Genomic DNA, 25813 nt, shown 5'->3' with positions numbered 1-25813 from the left:
CTGTACTAAAGCGAGCGATGAACCACTGCTACGCTTCCCGGTCTCATCCCGGCCACCTCCTCGGGACATCCGCATTTCGGTCACAGAAAACGCACAGACGCATCGAGAAGAGGTCACCCGTGGGCACAGTCGTCGACGACGCCGCCTCGGTGGAATTCCATGCCTTCTTCGACCGTCACTACGCCGAACTGTCGCGTCTCGCCCACCTGTTGACCGGCGAGGCGGACGCCGCCGACGACCTGGCGGCGGACGCGCTGCTCGCGCTGTGGCACCGCTGGGACCGGGTGCGCGCGGCCGACCATCCGGTGGCGTACGCCCGTGGCGTCGTCGCCAACCTGGCCCGCACCCGCATCCGCAGCGCCGTCCGGGAGCGCCGCAGGATCGCCCTGTTCTGGTCGCAGCGCGAGGAGAAGACGGAGAATCCCGACATAGCGGGCACGGTGGACGTCCAGTCGGCGCTGCGCAGACTTCCGTTCCGCAAACGGGCCTGTGTGGTGCTGCGGCACGCCTTCGACCTCTCGGAGAAGGACACCGCGCTCGCCCTGGGGGTTTCGGTGGGTACCGTGAAGAGCCAGACCTCCAAGGGGATGGCCGAGTTGCAGAGGCTGCTCGGCGCCAAGGGGGCCGCGCTCACGATGCCTGCGATGGTGCGCACCGGTGAGGCCTCGGGAAGGGACCGATGAGGATGCGGCGGGACGGGCACGACGAGCTGCGTGCCCGGCTGCGCGAGGCGGCCGGAGCGCACGAGCCCGACCGGGCGCGCATCCTGGCCCGGGTCGAGCGCGGCATGGCGGGGCAGGGGCAGGAGTGGTCCGATCACCGGGCGACCCACCCGCCGGTGTGGGGCTGGGTGCGGATCGTGGGGGCCACGGCCGCGGTCGCGGGCATGCTCGGGGCCGGCGGCTACGCGGTGGCGTCCGCGGTGAAGGACGACAACCCGGCGCAGCAGACGGTCTCCGTGTCGTCGCCGCCGGTCGAGTCCCCGGGCGCGACAAGCCGACCGCCGGCCTCGCCGAAGGCCACGCCGAGTTCCGGCGGCGGCGCGCAGGACCCGGCGAAGCCGAGCACCTCCCCGCCCCGCTCCTCGCAGACGACGCCCACCGCGTCCACCGCGCCGGTCGCCGAGCTGCCCGCGACGAGCGACACCGAGGACGGCCCGCTGTGGTCGGACGGCTCGGTCGACCCGCACAGCAACGACTTCTGGGCGCAGAGCGACGTCACACTGAAGACGTCCGAGCCGCTCACCGCGCTCACCGTGCAGTTGAAGATCGCGCAGACCGGCGGGGTCTCGTCGGCGGGCGCCTGGCGTTCGCTGCCCGAGGACTACTTCACCCTCACGGTCGCCGAGCGCAACGGCTTCCTCGTCTACACCTGGGTGCTCAAGCCGGGCCGGACGATCGCCAAGGGCGAGTGGGTGTTCGCCGGGCAGTACGACCATGACCGCGGCGGCCGGGACGCCAAGCGCGACAGCTACGCGATCACGGGCCGGTCGGCGAAGCAACAGGGCTCCGTGGGCGGCGACTTCGCCGCCCACAGCGGCGACGAGGGCGACTCGTAGAAAACCTCCGCAGCGATCTCTGCGGGCTTTGCGTTCGCTTATTCATTCGCTTATTCGCTTACTCGAAGGCGCGGGTTTCGTGCGGTCGGTCACGCGCGGACCCGCACCTTCGAGGGCCGGCGTCAGTTCATGGTGGCGCCGATGGTCGTCGACCCCGTCGTCAGGAACGTGGTCGCCGGCAGCGCGCCACTCGCCTGCCGGGCGCCGTACGCGGAGGTCGCGTCCGTCGACTTGAACGCCGGCGTGGACACCCCGCTGTCCCAGTTGTTGGCGGCGGAGACGGCGGCGGAGCCGAGCTTGTCCAGCCCGCCCTTGTTGCCCACCGCGAGGTTCCGGGCGAGCTTGGCCTTGCTCGTGGCGAAGTAGAAACCCGTCTGCGCGTTGGCGTAGGCGGTGTTCCGGTTGAGTACGATCGCGCCGGTGTTGGAGTTCTCGGTGAAACCGTTCAGCGAGTTGTCCCAGGAGGCGTTGTCGTTGACGACATGCGCCACCGCGACTCCCCCACCACCCAGCTTGAACCCGTTCCCGTTGCCCTGGAAAGCGGAGTCGTTCCAGCGGTTCTTGCCGTTGCCGAAGGCCCACGAATGCTCGATGGTGACCGGCGTGGAGAACTGCCACAGGTCGAGGCCGTCATCCGAGTTGTTGTACAGCCGCGCGCCGGTGATCTTGTTGCCCGATCCCGAGCCGAATTTGATCGCGATGCCGTCCGCGTTCTGCCCGTGCCCGGCGACGTCGTAGTTTCCGTAACTGTCCAGGTTCTGCACGAGGTTGTTGACCGTGTTGTCGCCGCGCAGCGTGAAACCGGAGTCGCCGTTGTTCGCGGTGACCAGGTTGCGGAAGATTCCGCCGGTCGACGACGTGACGACGAAGCCCTGCGCCGGGGAGGACTGGAAGGTGAGGTTCTGCACGGTCCAGTAGCTGCCGTAGATCCCGGCGAGCCAGGAGCCGGCGGGCAGCTTGGAGCCGTCGATCAGCACCTTCTCGCTGCCGTACGCCTGGAGCGTGATGGGAGCCGAACTGGTGCCGCTGGCCGTCGACTTGATGGTGGCCGTCGGATAGTAGGTGCCGCCGCGGACCTGGATGACGGTGCCGGCGGTGGCGTTCTTCACCGCCGACTCCAGTTGCGCGGTGGTGGACACGGTGACCGTCGAGGAGGCGGCCTCGGCGTCGCCGTTCGACAGGCCGAGGCAGACACCTCCCACCCCTGCCGAGACGGCCACCGCGGCGGCGATCGAGAGGGTGCGCGTCCTGCGGTGACGTCCGGTACTCAAAGACACGGGGCCGCTCCTTTCACTGGGAGTGAGGGGATGAAACGGGCCGAAGGAGACACCTCGGCCCGTTTCTGCACCCCAGTCGCCGTCATGGACAGAAAGGGTTGCCGCGTCCAGACGGAAATGGTCGAAACTTTTCGCCGGGAGGCGGCGGTGCTCAGCTCACGAAGTACGTCGGGTTCGGGAGCTTGTACTTCTTGTCGGCGTAGCCGCCCTCGAGGTCCGAGTACTGGTCGCCGAAGTTGGCGATGATCTCGTATCCGAGGTCGTCCTCGATGTGCTTGCGCGTGCCGGCCTTGTACTGGACGGTCGTGCAGGTCCAGGTGCCCGGGGTCGCGCAGGCGCTCAGGTAGGACGGCGGGTTGACCGCGTCCTTGAGGAACATGTGGGCGGCGTCGAGGTTCACGTCGGCGCCCACCTTCTTCAGGTTCTCGACGGCCGAGACGCGCTGCGACTCCTTCAGCCCCGAGTTGTAGAAGACGGTGACGCCCTTGGACTTGGCGTACTGCACCAGCTCGGGGCTGCCGAAGACCGCCGGACGGTTCGCCTGCGCCACGTAGTCGGCCCAAGTGGTCGAGTTGTACGTGTAGTTGGTCTTCTTCTCGTAGTCGAGGCTGAGCAGCAGCGTGTCGTCGATGTCGAAGACGACCGCGGGCTTCTCGCCCTTCTTGACCGCCTTGCGGGCGGCCTGGTCGAGGTACTTCCGCGCGGCCTTGTCGAGGCTCGCGAGGTCCTTCGCGTACGGGGAGGTCGGCGACGCCTGGTAGACGCCGTTCGCGTCGAGCGCGGTGCCGTAGTAGGTGTCGATGTCCTTCACCAGGAGCCCGATGTTGTAGGGCTCGTGGGTGGAGTTGGCCGTGGACTGGCCGGCCGTCGCCGCGCCGGCGCCGTACAGGGCGGCGCTGACGACGGCGCAGGCTGCGGCGAGGGCTGCGATGCGCAGTGGCTTATGCATGACACGTTTTCTACGCGCGTCACGTGGCTGAGCGCGAGACCCGTTGCCCTATCGATACCCGTTCGGCGGGCAAAAATCAGGTCAAGTGGCCGGATCAGGCGCTCAGGTGACGGCCCGACAGACGGCCCGTCAGTCCACTACCCGTGAGCTTCGCGGCTGCCCCGTCAGTCCATCGTGGCTCCGATGGTCGTCGAGCCGGTCGTCAGGAACGTGGTGGCGGGCAGGGTGCCGCTGGAGCTGCGGGCGTTGTACGCGCTGCTCGCGTCCGTGGACCTGAAGGCGGGGGTGGCGATGCCGGAGTCCCAGGTGTTGCCGGCGGAGGTGACCTTCGAGCCCTTGCTCACCGCGCCGCTGCCGCTGCCGACCGCGAGGTTCTTGCCGAGTTTCGCGGAGCTGGTGGCGAAGTAGTAGCCCCACTTGCTGTTGGCGTAGGCGGTGGTGCGGTTGATGACGATCGCGCCGGTGTTGGAGTTCTCGGTGAAGCCGTTCCCGGCGTTGCCCCAGGCGGCGGAGTTGTTGATGACATGCGCGACGACCTCGCCGTCGCCGCCCAGTTTGTAGCCGTTGCCGTCGCCCGCGAAGGCCGAGTCGGACCAGCGGTTGACGCCGTTGCCGAAGGACCAGGTGTGCTCGACGGTGACGGGCGAGGAGAAGGACCAGAAGTCGATCCCGTCATCCGCGTTGTTGTAGAGACGGGCCCCGGTGATGAGGTTGCCGGTGCCGGAGCCGAACTTCACGGCCACCCCGTCGGCGTTCTCGCCGTGGTTCGCGGCGTCGTAGTTGCCGTAACTGTCGATGTTCCTGACCGTGTTGTTCATGGTGCCGTCGCCGGTGAGGGTGAAGCCGGAGTCGCCGCCGTTGATGGTCTTGATGTTGTTCCAGACCGTCCCGGTGCAGGACTGGCAGACGACGGCGCTGTCCGGGGAGTTCTGGAAGGTGAGGTTGGAGACGTTCCAGTAGTCGGCGGTCAGCTTGAAGATCCAGTCTCCGTCGGGCAGCGACGAGCCGTCGATCTTCACCGTCTCCGAGCCGTACGCCGTGAGGGTGACCGGCGCGGCGGAGGTGCCGTTGGCCGTGGACTGGAGGGTGGCCGTGGGGTAGTAGGTGCCGGCGCGGACCTGGATGACGGTGCCGGCGGTGGCGTTCTTGATGGCGTTGGACAGGTCGGTCGAGTTGCTGACGACCACGGTGGCCGCGTGCGCCTGGGTGGGCAGGGCGACGGCAAGTCCGGCGCCCAGCGACAGGGTCGCGAGGGCCGTGCGCACGATACGAGCGGTACGGACGGTACTAGCGATACGAGCGGTACGACGAGACATGGAGTGGGGTCCTTTCCGTCGTGCTTCTGGGTTTCAGGGGACGGGGTGGTTCACAGGACGGTGTCGAGCCAGGTGAAGACCTCGTCCTGCATGCGGTCGACGAAGACATGGCCGAGGTCGGGCCAGGTCGTGAGGCGCAACCGCTCCTCGGCGTGTCGGGACCGCCAGACGGTGCGCAGCCTGTCGTGGGCCGCGCGGACGCCGTCGGCGGGGAACAGCGGGTCGAGCCCGCCGTTGGAGAACAGCATCGGCCTGGGTGCGGCGATGCTCGCCACGTCGGGGAAGTCGAGGAACCGGGGAAGCCCGGGGTGGAGCATGTAGTAGGCGGACTGCCCGCGCAGGGTATTGTCGCCGGGCACCATCATGTTCTTCAGGCCCGTCATCCAGCAGACGGCCGCCGCGGCGGCGAGGTCGTCGCTGAGAGCCGCCGTCTGCCAGGCTCGGAAGGCACCCATGGAGAAGCCGACGGCCGCGATCCGGCCCGCGTCCACGCGGTCGAGGCAGGCCAGGAAACCGGCGGCCCGGGTGTCCTCGCGGGCCATGAGTCCGGCGAGCGAGGAGCCGAGGTTGAAGAAGTTGGCGGCGAGGGCCTGCTGTTGGTCGTAGGCGAGGGGGCCGCGGTCGCCCCAGCCGAGGGCATCCGCGCACAGCACGGCATAGCCGCGCCGGGCCAGTTCGTCGCCGACGAACCGGCCGCTGAAGTACCGCTGCGACCACGCCTGCGCGGAGGCGAGCCGTGTGTCGTCGTACCAGGGGCGGACGAGTTTCTCCTTGCCGATGTCGAACTTCGCGCCGTGGTCGTGCAGGAGGAGCACGGCCGGGAAGGGGCCGGGGCCGTCCGGGGTGAGGAGGGCGGCCCTGACGCGTTCGTGGTGGGTGAGGGAGAGTGTCACCAACTCGCCGGTGTAGCCGTCCTGTTGGTGTCGGTGGGTGAACTCGGGGGCGTACGGGGTCCGTTCCTCCTGGTCGACGATCAGCAGCTCCTCGACCTTGGCGCGGGCGGCCCTGCGCCAGGCGCGGAAGTCGCGGATCGGGGAGTTCCCCCAGGCGAGCGGGAAGGTCAACTCGGCCTTGAGCGCGGGGTGGAAGTCGGGCAACGGCCCGTCCACGACGGCCGCCTGCGCGTCGGCGGCCACTCCCCCGGCCAGCAGCGCGGCCCCGGTCCCGACCACGAACGCCCGCCGCCCCACCGCCGCCGGGTCACGGGCGGTCATACGGCCTCCAGTTGCCGAGATACGTCCGCCGGGTGTGCGTGGCCGCTTCCTCGGCGGTCAGTTGCGGCCGGTTCTCCGGCACCGAAATCACCGCGCCCTGACCGGAGTTGAGGTACTCGCGAAAGCGCATCGTCTGCCAGGGGTAGGCCTCGCGCATGTCGACGTACGGGGTCGCCGCGTCGATCCCGGGGCCGATCCAGGTGTCCCGCACGACCAGCGAGGGCCAGGCGGTCGTCTCGTACGTCGGCACCCAGGGCCGGGCGATCTTGTACGCCGCGTTCTCGGCGCCGGAGGTGATCCGGCTCCGCAGGGCGAGGAAGCCGTAGGGGTTGGCGCGGGCGGTGGCGGGGGCGAAGACCATGCCCTTGGGGGTGAAGGCCACGTCCCGCTGGAGGGTGTGGAAGTGGCAGGCGTCGAAGACGCTCCGGCCCCGCCCGAAGACGAAGTCGACGTCGCCCTCGATGTAGCAGCGGTGGAAGTACTGCCGGCCGAAGGCGTCCAGCGCGGTGGTGTCGGCGAACAGGGTGTCCTGGTGGGCCAGGAGCCGGACGTTCTCGAAGTGCGTGCGGTCGCCGGTGACATGGGCGGCCACCGCCTGGGTGCCGGTGATCTCCGGGTGGTCGGCGCGCAGCCAGTCGTTGGCGAGGGTGAGGTCGCGGACGGTGAGGCCGGGCGCGGCGGAGGTGAAGGTGGCGGAGCCCGCGGTGCCGTAGGTGCCGGACCCGTCGGGCTTCGGCGTCCCGTTGGCGTTGTCGTAGACCAGGACGGCTGCGCGTGCGTCGCGGGTCGCGCCGCGCAGCGTCAACTCGCCCTTGTCGGCGGGGATGTCGACGACTTCCCGGTAGGTGCCCGGGTGGACGACGATCGTCCGGCCGGGTCCGTCTACGGCGTCCACGGCGGCCTGGAGGGAGTCGCCGGGGCGGACGTGCAGGACGCGGCGGGAGTGGGCGACGGCGGGTGGCGCGGCGCTGGTCGCGGCGGTCAGGGCGCTGCCGGTGAGTCCGGCGAGGAGGGTGCGTCGGCGCAGCATCTCAGCACTCCCCCCGCCAGGGCTCCCAGTTGCCGAGGTAGGCCTCACGGGTCGCCGACTCGGCCTGTTCGCTGGTGAGTTGGGGGCGGTTGTCGGGGACGGTGATCTCGGCTCCCGGCCCGGTGTTGCGGTACTCGGCGAACCGCTGGCGCTGCCAGGGGAAGGCGGCCGACATGTCGGTGTAGGGCGCGACCGCGTCGAGGCCGGCGTCGAGGCGGGTGTCGCGGACGGTGAGCATGGGGCGGGCGGTGGTGTCGGAGCTGGGCACCCAGGGGCGGGCCAGCTTGTAGGCGGCGTCGGGTGCCGCGCTGCTGATCCGGCCGTGACTGACCAGGTATCCCCGGGGGTTGGCGGTGGCCGTCGAGGGTGCGAAGACGAAGCCGTAGGGGGCGGCGGCCAGGTCGGTGCGGTTCAGGGTGCGGAAGTGGCAGTGCTCGTAGACGGCCGTCGCCCGGCCGAAGACGAAGTCGACGTCCCCCTCGGTGTAGCAGTGCGCGTAGTACTGGCGGGCGAAGGTGCCGAGGGCGATCGAGTCGGCGTACAGGGTGTCCTGGTGGCCGAGGAAGCGGCAGTGGTGGAAGGCGGAGCGGTCGCCCTGGACCTTGATGGCGACGGCCTGGGTGCCGGTGATCTCCGGGTGGTCGGCGCGCAGCCAGTCGTTGGCGAAGGTGATCCAGCGGGCGGTGAAGCCGTCGGCCTGCACGGTGGTGGTGGCCGACCCGGTGGTGCCGTAGGTGCCGCCGCCTGGTTTGGGGGTGCCGGCCGCGTTGTCGTAGACGATGACGACGTCCCGGGGGTTCTCGGATGCGCCGATCCAGGTGGCGTCGGTGCGGGTGACGTCGACGGCGACCGTCTCGCGGTACACCCCCGGTGCGAGGACGAGTGTCCAGCCGCTGCCGGTGGTGGCGGCGACGGCGTCGCGGACGGAGGTGAAGTCGCCCCGGCCGAGCGGGTCGACGTACAGGGTCTGCGGAGTGCGGCGGGCGGTCGGCGAGCCGTGGCTGCCGAACGGACGCCTCGGCTTCGCGGCGGCGGCCCGCGCGGGCGGGGCGGCCAGGGTGAGGGCGGCGGCCGTACCGGCGACCGCTGCCAGGAATCCCCTTCTGGACAGGGGGAGTTGGTGGTGCTGGGGCGAGGACATGCGGGTGCTCCTTGGCAGTGCGGCTCTGCGGCTCTGCTGAGGGGCCGGGGCGGGTGGCGGATGCCGTCCGCCCCGGCCGTCGTAGGGGCGACTCAGCCCAGGCGTCCCGCGCCCGCGCCGCAGTCGACGATGCGCGGGACCGCGCGCGCCGGGTCGACCTTGGTGCGCAGGGTCGGTGTCCAGCCCGCGCCGGACTGGAGGGCCTCTCCGGGGATCTCCGCGTTGTGCACGGCGATCAGGTCGGTGAGCGTGCCGTTGACGTAGTTGTCGTCGGCGGTGACCGGCGCCACGTTCCACCGCTTCAGCACCTTGGCCGCGCTGATCCCCTGCGGCAGCGTGAACGCGTTGTGCTGGGCGACGAGTTGGGACTCCTTGCCGATGCCGAAGCTGTAGGCGAAGGAGTCGTCTCCGACGAAGTGGTTGTTGTAGGAGTCGACTTGGCCGAAGCGGACCCGGGGAGCCCGCTCGACCAGGTCCGTGAACCGGTTGTGATGGAACGTCACCTTCAGGTGCCCCCGGTCGCCGGCGGCGGTCGACTCGCTGTCGCTGTTGCCGACGAGGATCGTCTTGTCGTGCTCGGTGAAGACGTTCCAGGAGGCGGTGACGTAGTCGGCGCCCCGGACGATGTCCAACTCGCCGTCGTGCTGCTGGTAGAGCATGCCGAAGTAGGTCGGCGCGGCGCTGTCCGGGTGCGTCCCGTCGGTGAACGTGTTGTGGTCCAGCCAGACATGCGTGGAGCCGTAGACGACGGCGGTGTCGTACTCGGAGTTCCAGTTGCCGCCGGAGCCGTCGGTCGGGTCCCACTGCGGGAAGCAGTCGAGGGGCGACTCGAAGGCCAGGTTCCGGACGATCACGTTGTCGACGGCCTTGATCTGCAGGCTGGCGCCCTTGAACCCGGCGTTCTTCCCGATGCCGACGAGGGTGGTGTTGGCGGGGATGTTCGCCTTGATGGCCTTGTCCTGGGCGGCGGCGGAGGCGCGCCGCAGCCCCTCCGGGCTGTCGTCGGGCTCGGCGCTCAGGTCGGTGTCCAGGCCCCAGGTCTGCGGCGCGTACCTGGCGAGGTAGGCGTCGAAGTCGTATCCGGGCGCGGCGAAGGCGTCACACCCCTCGGCGACGGCGTCGATGACGCCCCGCACCTTGATGATCTTCGGCGCGCTGCCGCCGGCGGCGAGGGCGGCCTTGAAACCGGCCCAGGTGGTGACGGTGTAGACGTGTGCGGCGTCGGCGGCCGATCCACCGGTCGTCCCGGTGCCGTACGAGCCCCAGCCGTCGCCCGTGGCCAGGACCTGCCGGCCGAGGTCGCGCGTCGCGGTGCGGGACTGGGTCTGGGACTGGGCGGAGGCCGTGGTGGCGGCCGTGGCGGTGGCGGTCAGTGCCAGCGCGGTGCACCCCACCAGGGTAGTTATGACGCGTCCATGACATCTCTGTGTACGCACTGTGCGGGTCTCCTCTGGCTGAGAGAGCGGTGCGGTTCTACGAGAGCGGGTACGGCAGCGGCTACGGCAGCGGTGCCGAGAGCCGCGCGGGCCAGGTGATCCAGGACGTGGGTATCTCGTCGTGCAGCCGGACGACGTCACACGGCTCGAGCACCCGTGTCCGCAGCAGCTCCTCCGCGACGAGCCGGGCCACGGCGATCGCGCCCGGCGGATTGAAGTGCGTGTTGTCCTGCTCGGTCGGGGTCCAGTTGAAGTACGTCTTCGTCGCCTCGGCCCCGAGTTCCTGCCACAGCGCGAGCGACCACGCCTGGACGTCGAGCAGCGCGACCCGCTCCGACTCGGCGAGCGCGCGCATGGCGGCGGGGTATTCGCCGTGCGTCGGCCGGGCGGTCCCCTCGGCGTCGAAACTGCGGCGCTCGACGGGCGTGGCGAGCACCGGCCGCGCCCCCTTCGCGCGAGCGCCGTCGACGTACATCCGCAGGTACTCCTGGTACGTCGTCCAGGGCTCGGTGTACCGGGTCGGGTCGGTGTTCTTCTCGTCGTTGTGCCCGAACTGGATCAGCAGGAAGTCGCCGGGCCGGATCGCGGCGAGGACGGCGTCGAGCCGGCCCTCGTCGACGAAACTCTTCGAACTGCGCCCGTTCACCGCGTGGTTGGCGACGGGCCGGTCCTCGTGCAGAAAGAACGGCAGCGCCATTCCCCACCCGGTCTCGGGAGCGGCGTCGGCGTACTTCTGCGCGGCGGTGGAATCACCGGCGATGTAGAGCGTGCGGGGCCGGCGCGTACCGGCTTCGGCGGGCTCGGCGGCCATGGCCCCGAGCGGAACGGCGGCCAGCGCCGCGGAAGTGACCTGTCTGCGCGTAAGGGCCACGAACATGCACCTTTCGAGAGAGGTTTCAGGTGATTCCCCAAGGGCTCGGCGGGAGGGGGGAACCGCGGTCCCCCACAACCGACCCCGAACTAACCGTGGTTCTTCTTCCAGTCGGCCTGCGCGGCGTTCAACTGCTCGGCCAGCGTGCCCAGGAAGTCCTTCGCGCTCATCTTGCCGAGCAGGACCTTCTGGAAGTTCGGCTCGTTGTCGGCCTTGGAGATGGTGTTCCAGTCGGGCAGGTAGTACGGGAACTGCACGATCTTGGTGTCGGCCCCGTTGAGGGCCTCGGCGGCGAGCTTCGTGGGCTCGGCCTGCTGGATCCACTCGTCCTGCGCGGCCTCGGTGTTGGCCGGGATCTGCCCGGCGGCCCGGTTGTACTTGGAGTTCTCCGCGTGCGACACGGCGAACTCGACGAACTTCCAGGCCGCCGCCTTGTTCTTGCCGGGCTTGAAGACGCTCAGCCCGTCGACCGGGTTGGAGACCTGGACGCGGCTGCCGTCGTCGCGGGTCGGGCTCGGGATGCCCCGGAATTTGCCCGCGCCCAGCGCCTTCACGTGGTCCTGGTAGGAGCCGAGGTTGTGGCTCAGCATGCCGATGGTGCCGCTGTCCCACTGGGACACCATCTTGGTGAAGTCGTTGTTGACGTCGGCGGACGGGGTGTCCTTCTTGTACAGGGCGACGTACTTCTCCAGGGCGGCGACGAGTTTCGGGTCGTCGACGGTGGTCTTGTCGCCGTTCCAGAAGGTGTCGACGCCGGACTGGCTGTACGCCGCGTCCAGGGCGGGCGCGATGGAGCCCTCGCCGCCCCGGATGGTGAAGCCGAACCTGTTCTTGCCCTTGTCGGTGAGCTTGTCGGCTGCCTCGTAGAACTTCGTCCAGGTGGTCGGCGCGTCCAGGCCGGCCTGCTCGAACAGGTCGGTGCGGTACCAGAGCGTGCCGTTGTTGGACGAGGTGGGTATCTGGTACAGCGCGTCTCCGCCGCCCGCCGCGCGGCTGCTGTCCACGAGGTTCTGGCTGAGCTTGCCCTTGAGGCCGCTCTTCGCCAGCCGGCCGTCCAGCGGCTCCAGCGCGCCCTGGACCGCGACCTCGGCGAGCATCGCGGTGCCCACACCGCCGACGTCGGGCAGCCCGCCGCCCTGGATGGCGGTGTCGTACTTGGACTGGGCGCTCGCGGCCGGGATCCCGACGTACTTGACCTTGATGTCGGGGTTCGCCTTCTCGAAGTCGGCGATGATCTCCTTCCACACGTCGGTACGGACACCGCCGTTGTTGTCCCAGAAGGTGATCTCCCCCTTGCCGGAGCCCTCGCCCCCCTTGTCGCCCGCCGCGCCGCTGCCGTCGTCGCCGCAGGCGGTTGCGGTCAGCGCGAGCACGGAGCCCAGGGCGACGGCCAGCACGGCACGTCTGCTGCTGCGGATGCTGCTGCTCTTCATATGGTCGGCTCTCTTCTTCTGGATCCCAACGGAGGCATGACGGTGTGGGGGGGCGATGCGTCGACGTCCGGGTCGGACCGGTCGGCGTTCAGGGCCGGGTCGGTGCGCGTCTCCCGGGTCACTGGCTGACCGCCTTCCGGACCAGCGCCGCCGCCTCGTCCCGGTCCAGGCGGCCGTCGGCGACGACGGTGACGACGCGGCGTACGGCCGTCCCGCCGGGCGGGATCGGCAGCCGCTCGGCCGAAGCCAGCGAGGAGCCGACGCCCGGGTACTCGGCGGTGCGCACGAACCAGGGGTCGCGGCGGGTGGTGTCGGTGGCGCCCGCGAAGACGAGCGTCCAGCCGGCGCCGGCCAGGGCCAGCCAGTCGGCGCGCGCGCCGTGCACCGCCGCCTCGCCCTCCGCGTCGGCGGTGAACACCCGCGGAGCCTCGGGCTCCTTGCGGGCCCGCCAGAAGAAGCCGCCGTAGGCCGCGCCGGGGCGGCCGTTCGTCGCCGGGCTGCCGATGGACAGCGGGCCGGAGGTGACGTTGGTGAGGGAGAAGGTGAAGTCCAACGCCCAGGCGGTGTAGGTGAGTTCGGTCGCGGCGACGGTACGGCGCTCACGCAGCAGCTCGGCCCCGGCAGCGACCCAGCGCAGCTCCGCCACGAAGCCGTCGGGGTCGCGGAGCTGGAAGGAGCCGTGGCGCTGGGCCCCGTGGTCGTCCAGCTCGGTCGGACCCCGGTCGCGGACGTAGGTGCGGCCGCCCCAGAAGTTGTGCCCCTCGACGTCGGGTACGGCGACACCGACGCCGAGGTGGTGGGGGTGGTCGGCGGGGCCGAGTTCGGTGACCGCCGTGCCGGCCAGGGTGGTGACGGGGTGCAGGTAGGGGCGCGGAGAGAGCCGGGCGGGCAGCTCGGGCCGGGTGACGTAGCGGCCGACCGGGCGGCCCGCGACCCGCAGGACGACCGGTGCGCCGGGTGCCTGGGCCGTCATCAGGTGCTCACCCCTTTCGGATCGTCCGGGTGCGCGGTCTGCGGGTGCGCGGTCGGGGCCGCCCAGGGAGCGCCCAGTTCGGAGAAGAGGGCGAGGGTGTCGGCGGCCGACGCCACCAGCCCGTCGATGCCGGGGACCGTCCTGCGGTCCTCGTCGGGCAGCGACTGCCAGGCGTCGTCGGGCAGTTGGACCGGGTCGGGGGCGGTGCGGATCGCCTCGACGACCCGCATGAACGACTCGGTCACGGCGGGCGGGACGAACAGTTCGGCCCCGTCGGTGAGATGCTCGACGAGGTTCTCCAGCAGGTCGGTGCTGCCGTACTCGTACTCCTCGGGGCCGTGCCCGGCGCGCTGGAGCAGGACGCGGTCCTGCTTGTACCAGTACGTGATCCGGCCACGGCTGCCGTGCACGACGACGTACGGGTCGCCGGGGGTCTCGGCGCACAGCGTGGCCGCGACGACGATCCGACGCCCGTCGGCCGTGCTGACGCGGACGCAGGACGTGTCGTCGGACTCGATGGCGTTGGCGTGCGCCAGCTCGGTCTCGATGCCAATGACGTCCTCGGCGCGGGTGGCCCCGGCCAGCGCGAGGGCCGTCGCGACGGCGTGCGCGAGCGGGTTGGTGAGCGCCCCGTCGATCACGTCGACGCCGTTCAGCCGCCGCTTGCCCGCCCAAGGGGCGCGCCGGTAGTACGCCTCGGCGCGCGCCCACGCCCCCGCGCCGCCGACGCCGGTCACCTCGCCGATCACCCCGTCGCCGATCAGCCGCCGGATCGCGGGCACCGCGTGCGAGCCCAGCGACTGGAAGCCGATCTGGCAGGCCACGGCGGCCTCGGCGACCCCGTCGGCCATCCGGCGGAACTCGGCGTAGGAGGGCGCGGGCGGCTTCTCCAGCAGCAGGTGCACTCCCCTGCGGGCGGCGGTCAGGGCCAGGTCGGTGTGGGTGGGGATGGGGGTGCAGACGACGGCGATCCGGGCGCCGGTGGAGTCGAGCAGCGCGCCGAAGTCGGCGGACTGCTCGGGCGCGCCGAGTCCCTCCGGGAGCTCGGCAGCGGTCAGCGGCGTCAGCTCGCAGACACCCGCCAGCCGGACGATCCCCTTGTCCTGGAGCCGCCGGATGTTGTCCAGATGCCAGCGGCCGTGCCCGCGCGCCCCCGCGAGCACCACGGGGACGGCGGTCCCGGCGATACCGGTGACGTCTGCGATGCCTGCGGTACCTGTGGTGCCTGCGTCGCTCATGGGATCCTCCCTGCGCCCGCGCCGCGTGCCGTCCCGCTGTCGGTCGTCGCGGCGCTGTCGATCTTTTCGTGCAGGGTAGGCGGCCGATGGAGTCTCATCCCTTTACCGCCCCCGCGCTGAACCCGGTGATCAGCCACTTCTGGATGAAGGCGAAGACGATCACCACGGGGACGGCGGCGATGATGCCGCCCGCCGCCAGCGCGCCCAGGTCGACGCTGTCCGCGCTCATCAGGGTGTTGAGGCCGACCGGGATCGTCTGCTTGCTCTGGTCGGAGAGGAACATCAGGGCGAACAGGAAGTGGTTCCAGGCGTGCACGAAGGCGAAGGAGCCGACCGCGATCAGCCCGGGCCGCAGCAGCGGCAGGACGACGATACGGAAGGCGGTGAGCCGGTTGCAGCCGTCGACCCAGGCGGCCTCCTCCAGGGAGTAGGGCACGTTCCGGATGAACCCGCTGATCAGGATCATCGACAGGGGCAGTTGGAAGACCGTCTCGGCGATGATGACGCTGCCCAGCGAGTTGATCATCTTCAGCTCGGCGAAGATCTGGAACAGCGGTACGAGCAGCAGCGCGCCCGGCACGAACTGGGTGCACAGCAGGGCGAGCATGAACCCGCGCTTGATCCTGAAGTCGAAGCGGGCGAGGGCGTAGCCGCCGGCCAGGGCGACGCCGGTGGTCAGCAGCAGCGTCGCGACGCCGGTGAGCACGCTGTTCTGGAAGTAGACCGCGAAGTCCCGCTCGTTCCACACCTTTTCGAAGTGGTCGGAGGTCATCGGCCAGGGCACGAGCGAGGTCGAACCGGCCGGGCGGAGCGCGAAGAGCAGGATCCAGTAGAAGGGGACGAGGGTGAAGACCAGGTAGATCGACAGGGGGAGGTAGATCTGCCAGCGGGGGGCCTCGTCCCAGGCGCGGTTCCTCCTGGGCGGCCGTCGGTCGGCTGCGGTGGGCACGCGCACGGGGGCGGGCGCGACCTCGGTGGCCTCCTCGGTGATCACTTGTCGCCTCCTCCGAACTTGCTCAGCCGCAGATAGACCATCGAGCAGAAGAGCAGGATCACGAACGCGACCGTGGTGAGGGCGGACGCGTAGCCGAAGTTGTGGGCGTCGACGCTGGTGTTGGCGATGTAGAGCGGGAGGGTGGTGGTCTCCCCCGCCGGGCCGCCGCCGGTGAGCGTGTACAGCAGGTCGACGTTGTTGAACTCCCACACCGCGCGCAGCAGCGTGGACAGGACGATCGCGTCCTTCAGATGGGGCAGCGTGATGTGCCAGAACTGCTTGAGCCGGCCGGCCCCGTCGACCTCGGCAGCCTCGTACAGGTCCTTCGACACGGACTGGAGGTCGGCGAGGATGAGGATCGCGAAGAAGGGCACCCCGCGCCACAGGTCGGCGACGATCGCCGCCGGGAACACGGTGGAGGTGTCCGACAGCCAGCTCGTGCCGTACTGGCCGACGCCCAGGTCGGCGAGGTAACGGGTGATGCCCGTCTGGGAGTTGTAGAGCAGCACCCAGATCGCGGAGGTCAGCACGCCGGAGACGGCCCACGGGGAGAAGACGAGGGCGCGGCCGAGTGAGCGGCCGACGAAGGTCTGGTTGACGATCAGCGCCAGCGCCAGCCCGAACAGCAGTTGCAGCCCGACCTCGACGACCACCCACTGGGCGCTGAACGTCAGCGTGTCCCAGAACTGCGGGTCGTCGGTGAACGCGTGCACGAAGTTGTCGAAGCCCGCGAAGCCGTTGCGCCACGGTTTGGTGGGGTTGTAGTTCTGCAGGCTGTAGTAGAAGACGCTGATGACGGGGTAGGCGATGAAGCCCACCATCAGCAGGGCCGCCGGCGCGATCAGCAGGTACGGCAGCCTGCGCGGCGTGGCGGAGGCACGGCGTCGCCGGGGTGGCGCGGGCGGTTTCGCCACGGCTGCGGCTTGGGCCATGACTGTTCTCCGTTCTCGGTACGTCGTGCGGGAAGCGCTTTCTCTCCGTACAGGGGTGTGCGCGGTGGTGCTGCTCCGGTTCAGCCGGCGTACGGGTCCTGCACCTTGCCCGGGCGGGCCAGGAACTCGAAGTCGCAACCGGTGTCGGCCTGGGTGATCTGTTCGTTGTAGAGCGCCCCGTAGCCGCGCTCGTACCGGCTGGGCGGCGGCGTCCACCGCGCCCTTCGCCGCTCCAACTCCTCGTCGTCCACGTTGAGTTGGAGTGAGCGGGCGTCGACGTCGAGGGTGATCGAGTCGCCGGTGCGCACCAGTGCGAGGGGTCCGCCGACATACGACTCGGGTGCCACGTGCAGCACGCAGGTGCCGTAACTCGTGCCGCTCATCCGGGCGTCGGAGATCCGCACCATGTCCCGCACGCCCTGCTTGAGCAGGTGGTCCGGGATGGGCAGCATGCCGTACTCGGGCATGCCCGGGCCGCCCTTGGGGCCGGCTCCGCGCAGCACCAGCACGGTGTCGGCGGTGATGCCCAACTCGGGGTCGTTGACGGTGCGTTGCATGGTCCGGTAGTCGTCGAAGACGACCGCGCGGCCGGTGTGCCTGAGCAGGTGCGGCTCGGCGGCGACGTGCTTGATGACCGCGCCGTCCGGGCAGAGGTTGCCGCGCAGCACGGCGACCCCGCCCTCGGCGGCGACCGGGTTGTCCCGGGTCCGGATGACGTCGTCGTTGTGCACCCGCGCGCCGTCGAGCTGTTCGCGCAGGGTGTCGTGGGACACCGTCGGGCGGTCCAGGTGGAGCAGGTCCGGGATGCGGGAGAGGAAGCCGGGCAGGCCGCCCGCGAAGTGGAAGTCCTCCATGAGGTAGGTCCGGCCGCCGGGGCGGACGTTGGCGAGGACGGGGACCGTGCGGGCGATCCGGTCGAAGTCGTCGAGGGTGAGCGTGACGCCCGCGCGGCCGGCCATGGCGATGAGGTGGATGACGGCGTTGGTCGAGCCGCCGAGGCCGAGGACGGTCGTCACCGCGTCCTCGAAGGCGTCCCGGGTCAGGATCTCGGAGAGGACGCGCCCCCGGTGGACCTGTTCGACGATCCGCATGCCGGACGACGCGGCCATCCGGTCGTGCCCGGAGTCCACGGCCGGGATGCTCGACGCGCCCGGCACCGTCACGCCCAGCGCCTCCGCCGCGGCCGTCAGCGTGGACGCCGTACCCATCGTCATGCAGTGGCCCGGCGAGCGGGCGAGGCCGCTCTCCAGCTCGGCCAGCTCGCAGTCGCCGATCAGGCCGGCCCGCTTGTCGTCCCAGTACTTCCACATGTCGGTGCCGGAACCGAGGATTTCGCCCCGCCAGTGGCCCGGCAGCATCGGCCCGGCCGGCACGAACACGGTGGGCAGGTCGACGCTCGCCGCGCCCATGAGCAGCGCGGGCGTCGTCTTGTCGCAGCCGCCCATCAGGACGGCCCCGTCGACCGGGTAGGAGCGCAGTAACTCCTCGGTCTCCATGGCGAGGAGGTTGCGGTAGAGCATCGGGGTCGGCTTCTGGAAGGTCTCGCTGAGCGTGGCGACCGGGAACTCCAGCGGGAAACCGCCCGCCTGCCACACGCCCCGCTTCACGGCCTGGGCGCGGTCGCGCAGGTGGACGTGGCAGGGGTTGATGTCCGACCAGGTGTTGAGGATCGCGATGACCGGCTTGCCGAGGTGCTCCTCGGGGAGGTAGCCGAGCTGGCGGGTGCGGGCGCGGTGACTGAAGGAGCGCAGACCGTCGGTGCCGTACCACTGGTGACTGCGAAGCTCCTCCGGGCGCTTGCGCGGCTGCTCGGGGCGCTGTTCCGCACGGCCGTCGACCTGATCCTCGGCTTGATCGTCGGCTTGATCGTCGAAGCGCTTCATATGGACCATCCGGCGGCTATGGCGGCGACCTCGGCGCGCTCGTCCTCGGGCAGCGGACGGCTCGGCGGGCGGACCTCGCGGCGGCACAGGCCCAGGGAGGCGAGCGCCTCCTTGACGACGGTGACGTTGTTGGCGGAGCCGTCGGCGGCGCGCAGCTCCTCGAAGCGCCTGATCTGTTCCCACACCTTCATCGCCGCCGGGTAGTCCCCCGATCGAAGCGCTTCGATCATGTTCAGCGAAACGGCCGGGGCGACGTTCACCAGCCCTGAGGTGAAGCCGGTCGCGCCCGCCGAGAAGTAGGAGGGCGCGTACGGCTCGGCGAGCCCGGCGACCCAGACGAAGCGTTCCAGACCGGCGTCCCGCGCGAAGGCGGCGAAGCGGGCGGCGTCCGGGACGGCGTACTTGACGCCGATGACGTTCGGGCAGGCGTCGGCGAGTTCGGCGAGGCGCTCGCCGGGCAGTTGCGCGTTGCGGATGTAGGGGACGACGCCCAGTTCGGGCACCGCCGCCGCGATCGCCCGGTGGTAGTCGACCCAGCCGCCCTGGGAGACGTAGGGGTGGACGGGCTGGTGGACCATCACCATCTGCGCGCCCAGCTCACGGGCGTGCCGCGCGGAGGCGACGGCGGTGGGGACGTCGTGCCCGACGCCGACCAGGATCGTCGAGCGGTCCCCCGCCTCCTCGACGGTCGACTCCGTGACCAGGCGGCGCTCCTCGGGGGTGAGGGCGTAGAACTCGCCGGTGTTGCCGTTCGGGGTGAGGGTGGTGATCCCGCCGTCGAGCAGGCGGCGCAGCAGGGCCCGGTGGGCGGCCCGGTCGACGGTGCCGTCCTCGGCGAACGGGGTCACCGGGATGGCCACCACGTCGGCCAGCGCCGCACGCTGGGTCTCGAACGCCACGCTGCTCATACCCGACCTTCCTGGTTCACTGCCGGATTCGCTGCCGGATTCACTGCCTGGTCTTCCGCTCGGGGGAACGCCCGCTCGACGAAGGAGGCGATGTGGGCGTGCAGGGCGCGGGCCGCGCCGTCCGCGTCGCCGGCCAGGGCGAGCCGCAGGATCTCGCGGTGCTCGTCGGCCTCCCGCTCCCAGGAGGGCGAGGCGGCCCAGGCGACGGCGGAGACCAGGGCGGCCTGGTCGCGGACCTCGTCGAGCATCCGGCCGAGCAGCGGGTTGCCGCACGGCAGGTACAGGGCGCGGTGGAACTCCCGGTTGGCCAGGGACCGTTCGGCGGTGTCGGTCGCCTCGTCGGCGCTGGTCAGCGCGGACCGGGCGGCGTCCAGGGAGGCACCGCGGCGCACCGCCCGGCGCAGCGCCTCGGGTTCGAGGAGCAGCCGGACGTCGTAGACCTCGCGCGCCATGTCCGCGTCCACCATGCGCACCGTGACGCCCTTGTACTGGCTCATGACGACCAGTCCGGTGCCGGCCAGGGTCTTGAGCGCCTCGCGCACCGGGGTCTTGGACACCCCGAACTGTGCGGCGAGTTCGGTCTCTACCAGGGCCTGACCGGGCGTCAGCCGGCCGGTGAGGATGCGGCGTTTGATCTCCTCCAGCACGACTTGCGTGCGGGAGGGGATCGGCGTGGGCACAGAGGTCATGCGCGCCTCTCGGATCTCACATATCGCGTCTCATATATGACGTACGAAGTACGACGCGTTGAAGGTAGGAGCGCCCCTGTGTTTCGTCAATGCTTCTGACAAAGGCCGTGACAGACGGTCGGAAGGGGATGGCTCAGAAGGGGCTGGTTCGGAATGGGTTGGTTCAGCGGGGGATGTTTCAGAGGGGGATGGTCTCGCCCTCGCGGGCGGTGCGGGTGGGGCCTTCGAAGACGAGGGCGGCCCGGGCGGTCGCGGCCTGCCGGGTCAGCGTGGGTCCGACGTGGGTGATGTACAGCTCCCGCACCCCCGCCTTGCGGGCGGCCTCGCCGGCGTCCTCCGGCGTGAGATGGACCTGCGGATGGTGTTCGCCTTCGGTATGCCGGTCGAGGTCGGCCTCGCACAGGAACAGGTCGGCCCCGGAGGCGAGTTCGGTGAGCGCGTCGCACGGCCCGCTGTCCCCTGAGTAGGCGAAGACGCTGCCCTGGCACTCGGCGCGCAGCCCGTACGCCTCGGTGCCGTGCGCCACCCGGCGCGAGCTGAGGCGCACGTTCCAGTGCCGCACGGTGTGCCCGTCGAACAGGGCGCGGAAGTCGAAGACGCCGGTCAGGAACCGTACGTCCGGCCGGCCGAAGAAGCCCGCCAGTCGTCGGGCGCAGTCGATCGGCGCGTACACCGGGATGGGGGCCGGCGAGGTCATCCCGCCGTGCACGAGCGCGTAGGCGGCGGCGAGGAGATCGGCGCTGTGGTCGGCGTGCAGGTGGGAGATCCAGATCGCCGTGAGCCGGTCGGGATCCGTGTGCTTGCGCAACTCGGCGAACGTCCCGAACCCGGCGTCCACCCACACCTCCGCCCCCGCGCCGCGCAGCAGGTAGCCGGAGCAGGGGCGGCCCGGCCCCGGGTACGGAGAGGCGGTGCCGAGGATGGTGAGGCTGAGGGGCATGGTGGGGAGCGTACGGTCCGGTCCCGCCGGGCGTGCCGTGTTCACGTTTATCTACAGCAACCGCAGGAGTCGTTCGCTCCCGGTGAGTCGGCTACGGCGTCCACCCCGGGTCGCGGCCGCTCAGTGCGACCGTCCGGTCGAGCAGCGGGGCGGCTTCGGGGACGGGCACGACGGGGCCGAAGAGGCCGCCCCCGTCGTCCCCCTCGTCGGCGGCGGCCCGCAGGAACGTGTGCGAGACCCGCAGCGCGGCCGGGTCGGGCGCGTACGGTTGCCCGGTGGCCCGCGCCAGGTCCCACCCGTGGACGACGAGCTCGTCGGCGGCGACGGCCGCCGCGACCGCGCCGGGCAGGTCGACGCCGCCCGCGCGGGTCATGCCGGTCCAGGCGGCCGGGTCGCGCCAGGCGTCGGCCAGTTCGTCGAGCGCCTTGGGCAGGTCCTCGCGCCAGCCGGGGCCGATGTCCGGCGTGGCGGTGCCCGGCGGGGTGGCGGTGGTGGGGCCCAGGTCCTTGCGGGCGGCGTCGCGGAAGGCGACGGCGAGGCCGGTCAGGTGCCCGACCAGGTTGCGGACCGCGTAGTCCGGGCAGGGCGTACCGCCGGCGAGCTGCTCGTCACGCACACCCTCCGCGAGGCGCGCGATGATCCGGGCCTGGGGTCCGAGGTCGAAGGTCGTCATCGTGTCGGTCATACGGGGTAGACCGCCCGCACCCCGAAAACTCATCGCACCCCGGTCTTCTGCCCAGGCGCTCCGTCCGGGCCCTCAGCCGGAGGCCAGCGCCCCGCGTACCGCCTCCAGGTCGGCGTCCGACGCCAACCCTGCGTGGTACAGCCGCAGTTCCGTCGCGCCGAGTTCCCGGGCCCGGGCCGCGTCGGCCGCGAGGGTGTCCGGGCTGCCGCCCATGCCGGAGACGACGCCGAAGTTGGCGGCGAGGACCGCGCCCGCGCGGCCCTGTTCGGCGAAGGGCGTCAGCAGCCCGGGGCCGCCCGCGCAGGGCACGACGACGCCGTCCGCGACGGACAGGATGTGCGCGGGGTCGACGCCCGGGTTGGCGCCCACGTGGTAGGTCACGGGGTCGGCGTGCAGGAGGATCTGGAAGCCGTCGGGCGCGGCGGCGCGCACCGCGCGGACCGCCGTCTCCTGAAGGGTGCGGGCCCGCTCGTCGCGCCACGCGCGCGTGGCCGCCGCCGTCTCCTCCCCGAGCAGCTTCTCGACGCCCGCCCAGCCCCCGTCGTCCGGCGCGCCCTGCCAGAGCGGCTCCAGCGCGTCCCGTACGGCGGCGGCGAGCGCGTCGGCGTCCAGGCCCTGGGCGCTGTAGCCGGTCCGGCAGGTGGGGCAGAAGCAGAGTGCCATCAGGTAGAGGCCGGCGTCGCCGAGGCCGACGCCGCCGGTCTTGTCGTGGGCGTGCAGGTGCTGGAGGCCGTACCAGCCGAGGGACTCCAGTTCGGTGCCGGCCGCGCCGGGGCGTACGGCGGCCTCGGCGGCGAGGTCGACGAGGTACGCGCGCGTGGCGGGCTGCGCGATGCACGGCGCCCACGGGTAGCGGTCGCCGTAGGCGTTGACGACCGAGGTGTCCGGATGGTCGGCGCCCAGGCGGGAGTTGTGCGCGAGGACCACCCAGGTGTGCACGTCGAGACCGGCCCGCGCGAGCGCGTCGGCGGCCTCCCCGTAGGCGTCGCCGGGTGCCCAGTCGCCGGCCGGGTACGGGCGCAGGGCGCGGCCCCGCCAGCGGGCGCCCCGCGGGTCCGTGGGGTACAGCACGGCCGCGTGCTCGGCGGTGACGATGCGGTGGCGCGGGTGGCGGGGGGTGAGCGCGCGGGTGGAGTGGTAGGCGGCGGCGAGGGTCGCCTGCCGCACGCCGAGCGCGGCGATACGGGCCGGGGCCCCGGGGTCGCCGACGACGTCCCACGGGTAGACGAAGGTCGACGCCTTCACCGCTTGTCCTCCGCTTCCAGCAGCGCGTAGCCGCGGTCGATCACCTGGGCGAGCTGCTTGACATGATCGTCGCCGGGTTCGTGCAGCGGAGGGCGGACTTCCCCGACGTCGAGCCCGCGCAGCCGGACGCCGGCCTTGACGAGGGAGACGGCGTAACCGCGGCCACGCGCGCGTAGTTCGACGAACGGCCGGTAGAAGCCGTCGAGCAGGCGGTGGGCGGTGGTGTCGTCGCCGGTGGTGAGCGCCCGGTGGAAGGCGAGGGCGATCTCGGGGGCGAAGCAGAACACGGCCGAGGAGTAGAGGGTGACGCCGAGCGCCCGGTAGGCGAGCTGGGTCTGTTCGGCGGTCGGCAGGCCGTTGAAGTAGAGGAAGTCGCCGGGGACCTCGGTGCGGACGGCGCTGACGATCCGCTGCATGAGGTCGAGGTCGCCGAGGCCGTCCTTGAGGCCGATGATCCCCTCGGTGCGGGCCAGTGCGACGACGGTCTCGGGGGTGAAGACGGCGTTGTCGCGCTGGTAGACGATCACGGGGAGCGCGGTCGCGGCGGCCACCTCCCGGTAGTGGCGCAGCAGCCCCTCCTGGGCGGCGAGCACCAGATAGGGCGGCAGGGCGAGCAGCCCGTCGGCCCCGGCCGCCTCCGCGAGGCGCGCGTACCGTACGGCCAGCGCCGTGCCGTAGCCCGCGCCCGCCACCACCGGCACCCGCCCGTCGGTCGCCTCCACGGCGGCCCGGACGCAGGCCTCGAACTCCTCCGGTGTGAGCGCGTGGAACTCCCCCGTGCCGCAGCACGCGAAGACGGCCGCCGCGCCCGCTTCGACGCCCTGGCGCACATGCGCGCGGTAGACGTCGAGATCGACCGAGCCGTCGGGTCCGTACGCGGTGACGGGGAAGAACAGCGGCCCGCTGGGGATACCGAGCCGGGCGGCGAGAGGGGCTGGCGTCACGGGCTCTCCCTTGAACTGGCGCGTACGTTCTTCTGATCCGCGTCCACATTTCTGAACACGCTCACCCTAAGGAGCCGCCTCGCGCCGGGTCAAGCAGGCAAATGGCCGACAGGGCGGCGGATCTCGCAGGTCCGCGCCACACTTGACGGGCACGGTGAGGGATCCCTAGCTTGTCCACGCATATGAATACCGTCCATAGATGAGGCCGTCGCCCCAAGGAGACCGAGGATGCCCGCTCCCCGCACCGTTCTGCTCACCGGCGCCGCAGGCGGCCTCGGCACCCTGATGCGGGACCTGCTGCCGGCCTACGGCTACGAGCTGCGCCTGTTCGACCTGCGCCCGATCGAGGGCGAGCCGGAGGCGATCGTCGCGGACCTGGCCGACCGGGCGGCGGTCCGGGAGGCCGTGCGGGGCGTCGACGCGGTCCTGCACCTCGCGGGCATCTCCCTGGAAGCCCCGTTCGACCAGATCCTCAAGGCGAACATCGAGGGCACCTACCACCTGTACGAGGCCGCCCGCGAGGAGGGCGTCGGCCGGATCGTCTTCGCCTCCTCCAACCACGCGGTCGGCTACGCCCCCCGCCCCCGGGGCGACGCGCCCCTGGACGCCGCCGCGCTCATCCCCATCGACACCCCGCACCGCCCGGACACCTTCTACGGCCTGTCCAAGGCCTTCGGCGAGGACCTCGCGCAGCTCTACTGGGACCGGCACGGCCTGGAGACGGTGTCGGTGCGCATCGGCTCCTGCTTCCCCGAGCCGACCAACGTGCGCATGCTGTCGCTGTGGATGAGCCCGGCCGACGGCGCCCGCCTCTTCCACGCGGCGCTGACCGCCCCGGACGTCGGCCACTCGATCGTCTACGGCTCCTCCGCCAACACCCGCCTGTGGTGGGACCTCGGCTCCGCGCGGTCGCTCGGCTACGAGCCGCAGGACGACTCCGAGCCGTACGCCGAGAAGCTGATCGCCGAGCAGGGCGCACTGGACCCGGAGAACATCGCCCACGCCCACCTGGGCGGCCACTTCGTCAACGACCCGCCGATCTGGCCGTACTGACCCGCCCGCAGGGTCCGTCCGGGACGCGCGCGGGCACCGAACGGGCCCGCCGGGCACCACATCCGGGCAGCCGCGCTGCCCGAACCCACCCACCGCGCGCCCGCACCGCAGGTCCGAGGCGGGCGACCGGTTCCGGAAACGGGCCGAGACGGGCACCGACAGGCCCACGACAGGCCTGTTCAGTGCCGCACACCCGCTGTAGAACTTCCCCCAGGGACCGCGACCGGGCCGCCACGGGCCCGAACGGGCAGGGAAGCGAGGGGACGGCATGACCCCGAGAACGGCGGAGGACCGGCAGCGCGAGATCGTCCGCACCGCACGCGCCACCGGCTCGGTCGACGTCGCCACGCTCGCCACCGCTCTGGGCGTGGCCAAGGAGACCGTACGGCGGGATCTGCGCGCCCTGGAGGACCACGGGCTGGTGCGCCGTACGCACGGCGGCGCCTACCCCGTGGAGAGCGCCGGTTTCGAGACCACGCTCGCCTTCCGCGCCACCAGCCACGTCCCCGAGAAGCGCCGGATCGCGGCCGCGGCGGCCGGGCTGCTCGGGGACGCCGAGACCGTCTTCGTCGACGAGGGCTTCACCCCGCAGCTCATCGCCGAGGCACTGCCCAGGGACCGGCCGCTGACCGTTGTCACCGCGTCCCTGCCCGTCGCGGGCGCGCTCGCCACGGCCGCGAACATGTCGGTGCTGCTGCTCGGCGGCCGGGTCCGCTCCGGCACGCTGGCCACCGTCGACCACTGGACGACGAAGATGCTGGCCGGCTTCGTCCTCGACCTCGCCTACCTCGGCGCCAACGGCATCTCCCGCGAGCACGGCCTGACCACCCCGGACCCGGCCGTCGGCGAGGTCAAGGCACAGGCGGTGCGGGCGGCGCGCCGCGTGGTCTTCGCGGGCGTGTACACCAAGTTCGGCGCGGTCAACTTCTGCCGGTTCGCCGAGGTCGGCGTCCTGGAGACGATCGTGACGAGCACCCTGCTCCCAACGGCCGAGGCCCACCGGTACTCCCTGCTGGGACCACAGGTCATCCGGGTTTGAAAAACCAACTCGCTCACCCTAGGGGCACCTCCATGCCCCGACCCGCACGATACGTCCCTCCCTGC

Annotated in this window: 24 protein-coding genes; 4 read left to right on the top strand and 20 right to left on the bottom strand. The window is 71.3% G+C overall.

Going from position 1 to position 25813, the window contains the following annotated elements:
- The first annotated feature begins 119 nt into the window (after positions 1 to 119).
- Both BMZ82_RS09330 and BMZ82_RS09325 read left to right on the top strand, forming a co-directional pair.
- Entirely contained in the window at positions 120 to 683 is a 564-nt protein-coding gene (locus BMZ82_RS09330; RefSeq protein WP_093773663.1) for a SigE family RNA polymerase sigma factor, read from the top strand.
- Positions 680 to 1558, top strand: a complete 879-nt coding sequence (locus BMZ82_RS09325) for a hypothetical protein (RefSeq protein ID WP_093773661.1) — start codon at positions 680 to 682, stop codon at positions 1556 to 1558. The genes BMZ82_RS09330 and BMZ82_RS09325 overlap by 4 nt, the downstream gene beginning before the upstream one ends.
- 122 nt (positions 1559 to 1680) lie before the next feature.
- Here BMZ82_RS09325 and BMZ82_RS09320 read toward each other — a convergent pair whose 3' ends face one another.
- From BMZ82_RS09320 to BMZ82_RS09225, 20 genes are all read right to left on the bottom strand, one after another.
- Complete coding sequence (locus BMZ82_RS09320; protein ID WP_093773659.1) at positions 1681 to 2835, bottom strand: right-handed parallel beta-helix repeat-containing protein; 1155 nt, start codon at positions 2833 to 2835, stop codon at positions 1681 to 1683.
- A 151-nt stretch (positions 2836 to 2986) separates the two neighbouring features.
- Positions 2987 to 3784: an HAD family acid phosphatase gene (locus BMZ82_RS09315; protein WP_093773657.1), complete on the bottom strand. Its 798-nt coding sequence runs from the start codon at positions 3782 to 3784 to the stop codon at positions 2987 to 2989.
- Between the two features lie 164 nt (positions 3785 to 3948).
- Entirely contained in the window at positions 3949 to 5100 is a 1152-nt protein-coding gene (locus BMZ82_RS09310; protein WP_256251828.1) for a right-handed parallel beta-helix repeat-containing protein, read from the bottom strand.
- 50 nt (positions 5101 to 5150) lie between these two features.
- The gene (locus BMZ82_RS09305) at positions 5151 to 6314 is read right to left on the bottom strand and encodes a dienelactone hydrolase family protein (protein WP_093773655.1); all 1164 of its coding nucleotides are present in this window, start codon (positions 6312 to 6314) and stop codon (positions 5151 to 5153) included.
- Positions 6301 to 7341, bottom strand: a complete 1041-nt coding sequence (locus tag BMZ82_RS09300) for a pectinesterase family protein (RefSeq protein WP_093773867.1) — start codon at positions 7339 to 7341, stop codon at positions 6301 to 6303. The genes BMZ82_RS09305 and BMZ82_RS09300 overlap by 14 nt, the downstream gene beginning before the upstream one ends.
- A gap of 4 nt (positions 7342 to 7345) precedes the next feature.
- Entirely contained in the window at positions 7346 to 8485 is a 1140-nt protein-coding gene (locus BMZ82_RS09295) for a pectinesterase family protein (RefSeq protein ID WP_093773653.1), read from the bottom strand.
- A gap of 92 nt (positions 8486 to 8577) precedes the next feature.
- On the bottom strand, positions 8578 to 9921 hold the full coding sequence (locus tag BMZ82_RS09290) for a pectate lyase family protein (RefSeq protein WP_177244436.1): 1344 nt from the start codon (positions 9919 to 9921) through the stop codon (positions 8578 to 8580).
- 61 nt (positions 9922 to 9982) lie between these two features.
- On the bottom strand, positions 9983 to 10792 hold the full coding sequence (locus BMZ82_RS09285; protein WP_093773863.1) for a rhamnogalacturonan acetylesterase: 810 nt from the start codon (positions 10790 to 10792) through the stop codon (positions 9983 to 9985).
- An 89-nt stretch (positions 10793 to 10881) separates the two neighbouring features.
- A complete protein-coding gene (locus BMZ82_RS09280) occupies positions 10882 to 12225 on the bottom strand; it encodes an ABC transporter substrate-binding protein (protein ID WP_093773651.1) in 1344 nt (447 codons plus the stop codon).
- 118 nt (positions 12226 to 12343) lie between these two features.
- Entirely contained in the window at positions 12344 to 13198 is an 855-nt protein-coding gene (locus BMZ82_RS09275) for a DUF6807 domain-containing protein (protein WP_093773649.1), read from the bottom strand.
- Complete coding sequence (locus BMZ82_RS09270; protein WP_093773647.1) at positions 13198 to 14436, bottom strand: Gfo/Idh/MocA family protein; 1239 nt, start codon at positions 14434 to 14436, stop codon at positions 13198 to 13200. Before BMZ82_RS09270 ends, BMZ82_RS09275 begins: the two co-directional genes overlap by 1 nt.
- 94 nt (positions 14437 to 14530) lie before the next feature.
- On the bottom strand, positions 14531 to 15430 hold the full coding sequence (locus BMZ82_RS09265; protein ID WP_093773645.1) for a carbohydrate ABC transporter permease: 900 nt from the start codon (positions 15428 to 15430) through the stop codon (positions 14531 to 14533).
- Positions 15427 to 16362 (bottom strand): carbohydrate ABC transporter permease, encoded by a 936-nt coding sequence (locus BMZ82_RS09260; protein ID WP_093773643.1) that lies wholly within the window; start codon positions 16360 to 16362, stop codon positions 15427 to 15429. The genes BMZ82_RS09265 and BMZ82_RS09260 overlap by 4 nt, the downstream gene beginning before the upstream one ends.
- An 80-nt stretch (positions 16363 to 16442) precedes the next feature.
- Positions 16443 to 18254: an L-arabinonate dehydratase gene (gene araD / locus BMZ82_RS09255; RefSeq protein WP_256251827.1), complete on the bottom strand. Its 1812-nt coding sequence runs from the start codon at positions 18252 to 18254 to the stop codon at positions 16443 to 16445.
- Complete coding sequence (locus BMZ82_RS09250) at positions 18242 to 19153, bottom strand: dihydrodipicolinate synthase family protein (protein ID WP_093773641.1); 912 nt, start codon at positions 19151 to 19153, stop codon at positions 18242 to 18244. The genes araD and BMZ82_RS09250 overlap by 13 nt, the downstream gene beginning before the upstream one ends.
- Positions 19150 to 19842, bottom strand: coding sequence for a GntR family transcriptional regulator (locus BMZ82_RS09245; RefSeq protein ID WP_093773639.1), 693 nt, complete (start codon positions 19840 to 19842; stop codon positions 19150 to 19152). The genes BMZ82_RS09250 and BMZ82_RS09245 overlap by 4 nt, the downstream gene beginning before the upstream one ends.
- A gap of 178 nt (positions 19843 to 20020) precedes the next feature.
- Entirely contained in the window at positions 20021 to 20782 is a 762-nt protein-coding gene (locus tag BMZ82_RS09240; protein WP_093773861.1) for an MBL fold metallo-hydrolase, read from the bottom strand.
- 91 nt (positions 20783 to 20873) lie between these two features.
- Positions 20874 to 21467: a TIGR03086 family metal-binding protein gene (locus BMZ82_RS09235; protein WP_177244435.1), complete on the bottom strand. Its 594-nt coding sequence runs from the start codon at positions 21465 to 21467 to the stop codon at positions 20874 to 20876.
- 72 nt (positions 21468 to 21539) lie between these two features.
- Entirely contained in the window at positions 21540 to 22712 is a 1173-nt protein-coding gene (locus BMZ82_RS09230; protein WP_093773637.1) for a hypothetical protein, read from the bottom strand.
- Positions 22709 to 23656: a 5-dehydro-4-deoxyglucarate dehydratase gene (locus BMZ82_RS09225; protein WP_093773635.1), complete on the bottom strand. Its 948-nt coding sequence runs from the start codon at positions 23654 to 23656 to the stop codon at positions 22709 to 22711. Before BMZ82_RS09225 ends, BMZ82_RS09230 begins: the two co-directional genes overlap by 4 nt.
- 228 nt (positions 23657 to 23884) lie before the next feature.
- On the opposite strand from BMZ82_RS09225, the gene BMZ82_RS09220 reads away from it, so the two are divergent.
- Both BMZ82_RS09220 and BMZ82_RS09215 read left to right on the top strand, forming a co-directional pair.
- A complete protein-coding gene (locus BMZ82_RS09220; protein ID WP_093773633.1) occupies positions 23885 to 24709 on the top strand; it encodes an NAD-dependent epimerase/dehydratase family protein in 825 nt (274 codons plus the stop codon).
- A 268-nt stretch (positions 24710 to 24977) separates the two neighbouring features.
- Entirely contained in the window at positions 24978 to 25748 is a 771-nt protein-coding gene (locus BMZ82_RS09215; protein ID WP_093773631.1) for a DeoR/GlpR family DNA-binding transcription regulator, read from the top strand.
- Positions 25749 to 25813: the final 65 nt, after the last annotated feature.

The sequence above is a fragment of the Streptomyces sp. yr375 genome (assembly GCF_900110755.1).
GTDB lineage: Bacteria > Actinomycetota > Actinomycetes > Streptomycetales > Streptomycetaceae > Streptomyces.
This window is presented reverse-complemented; position numbering and strand designations above follow the sequence as displayed.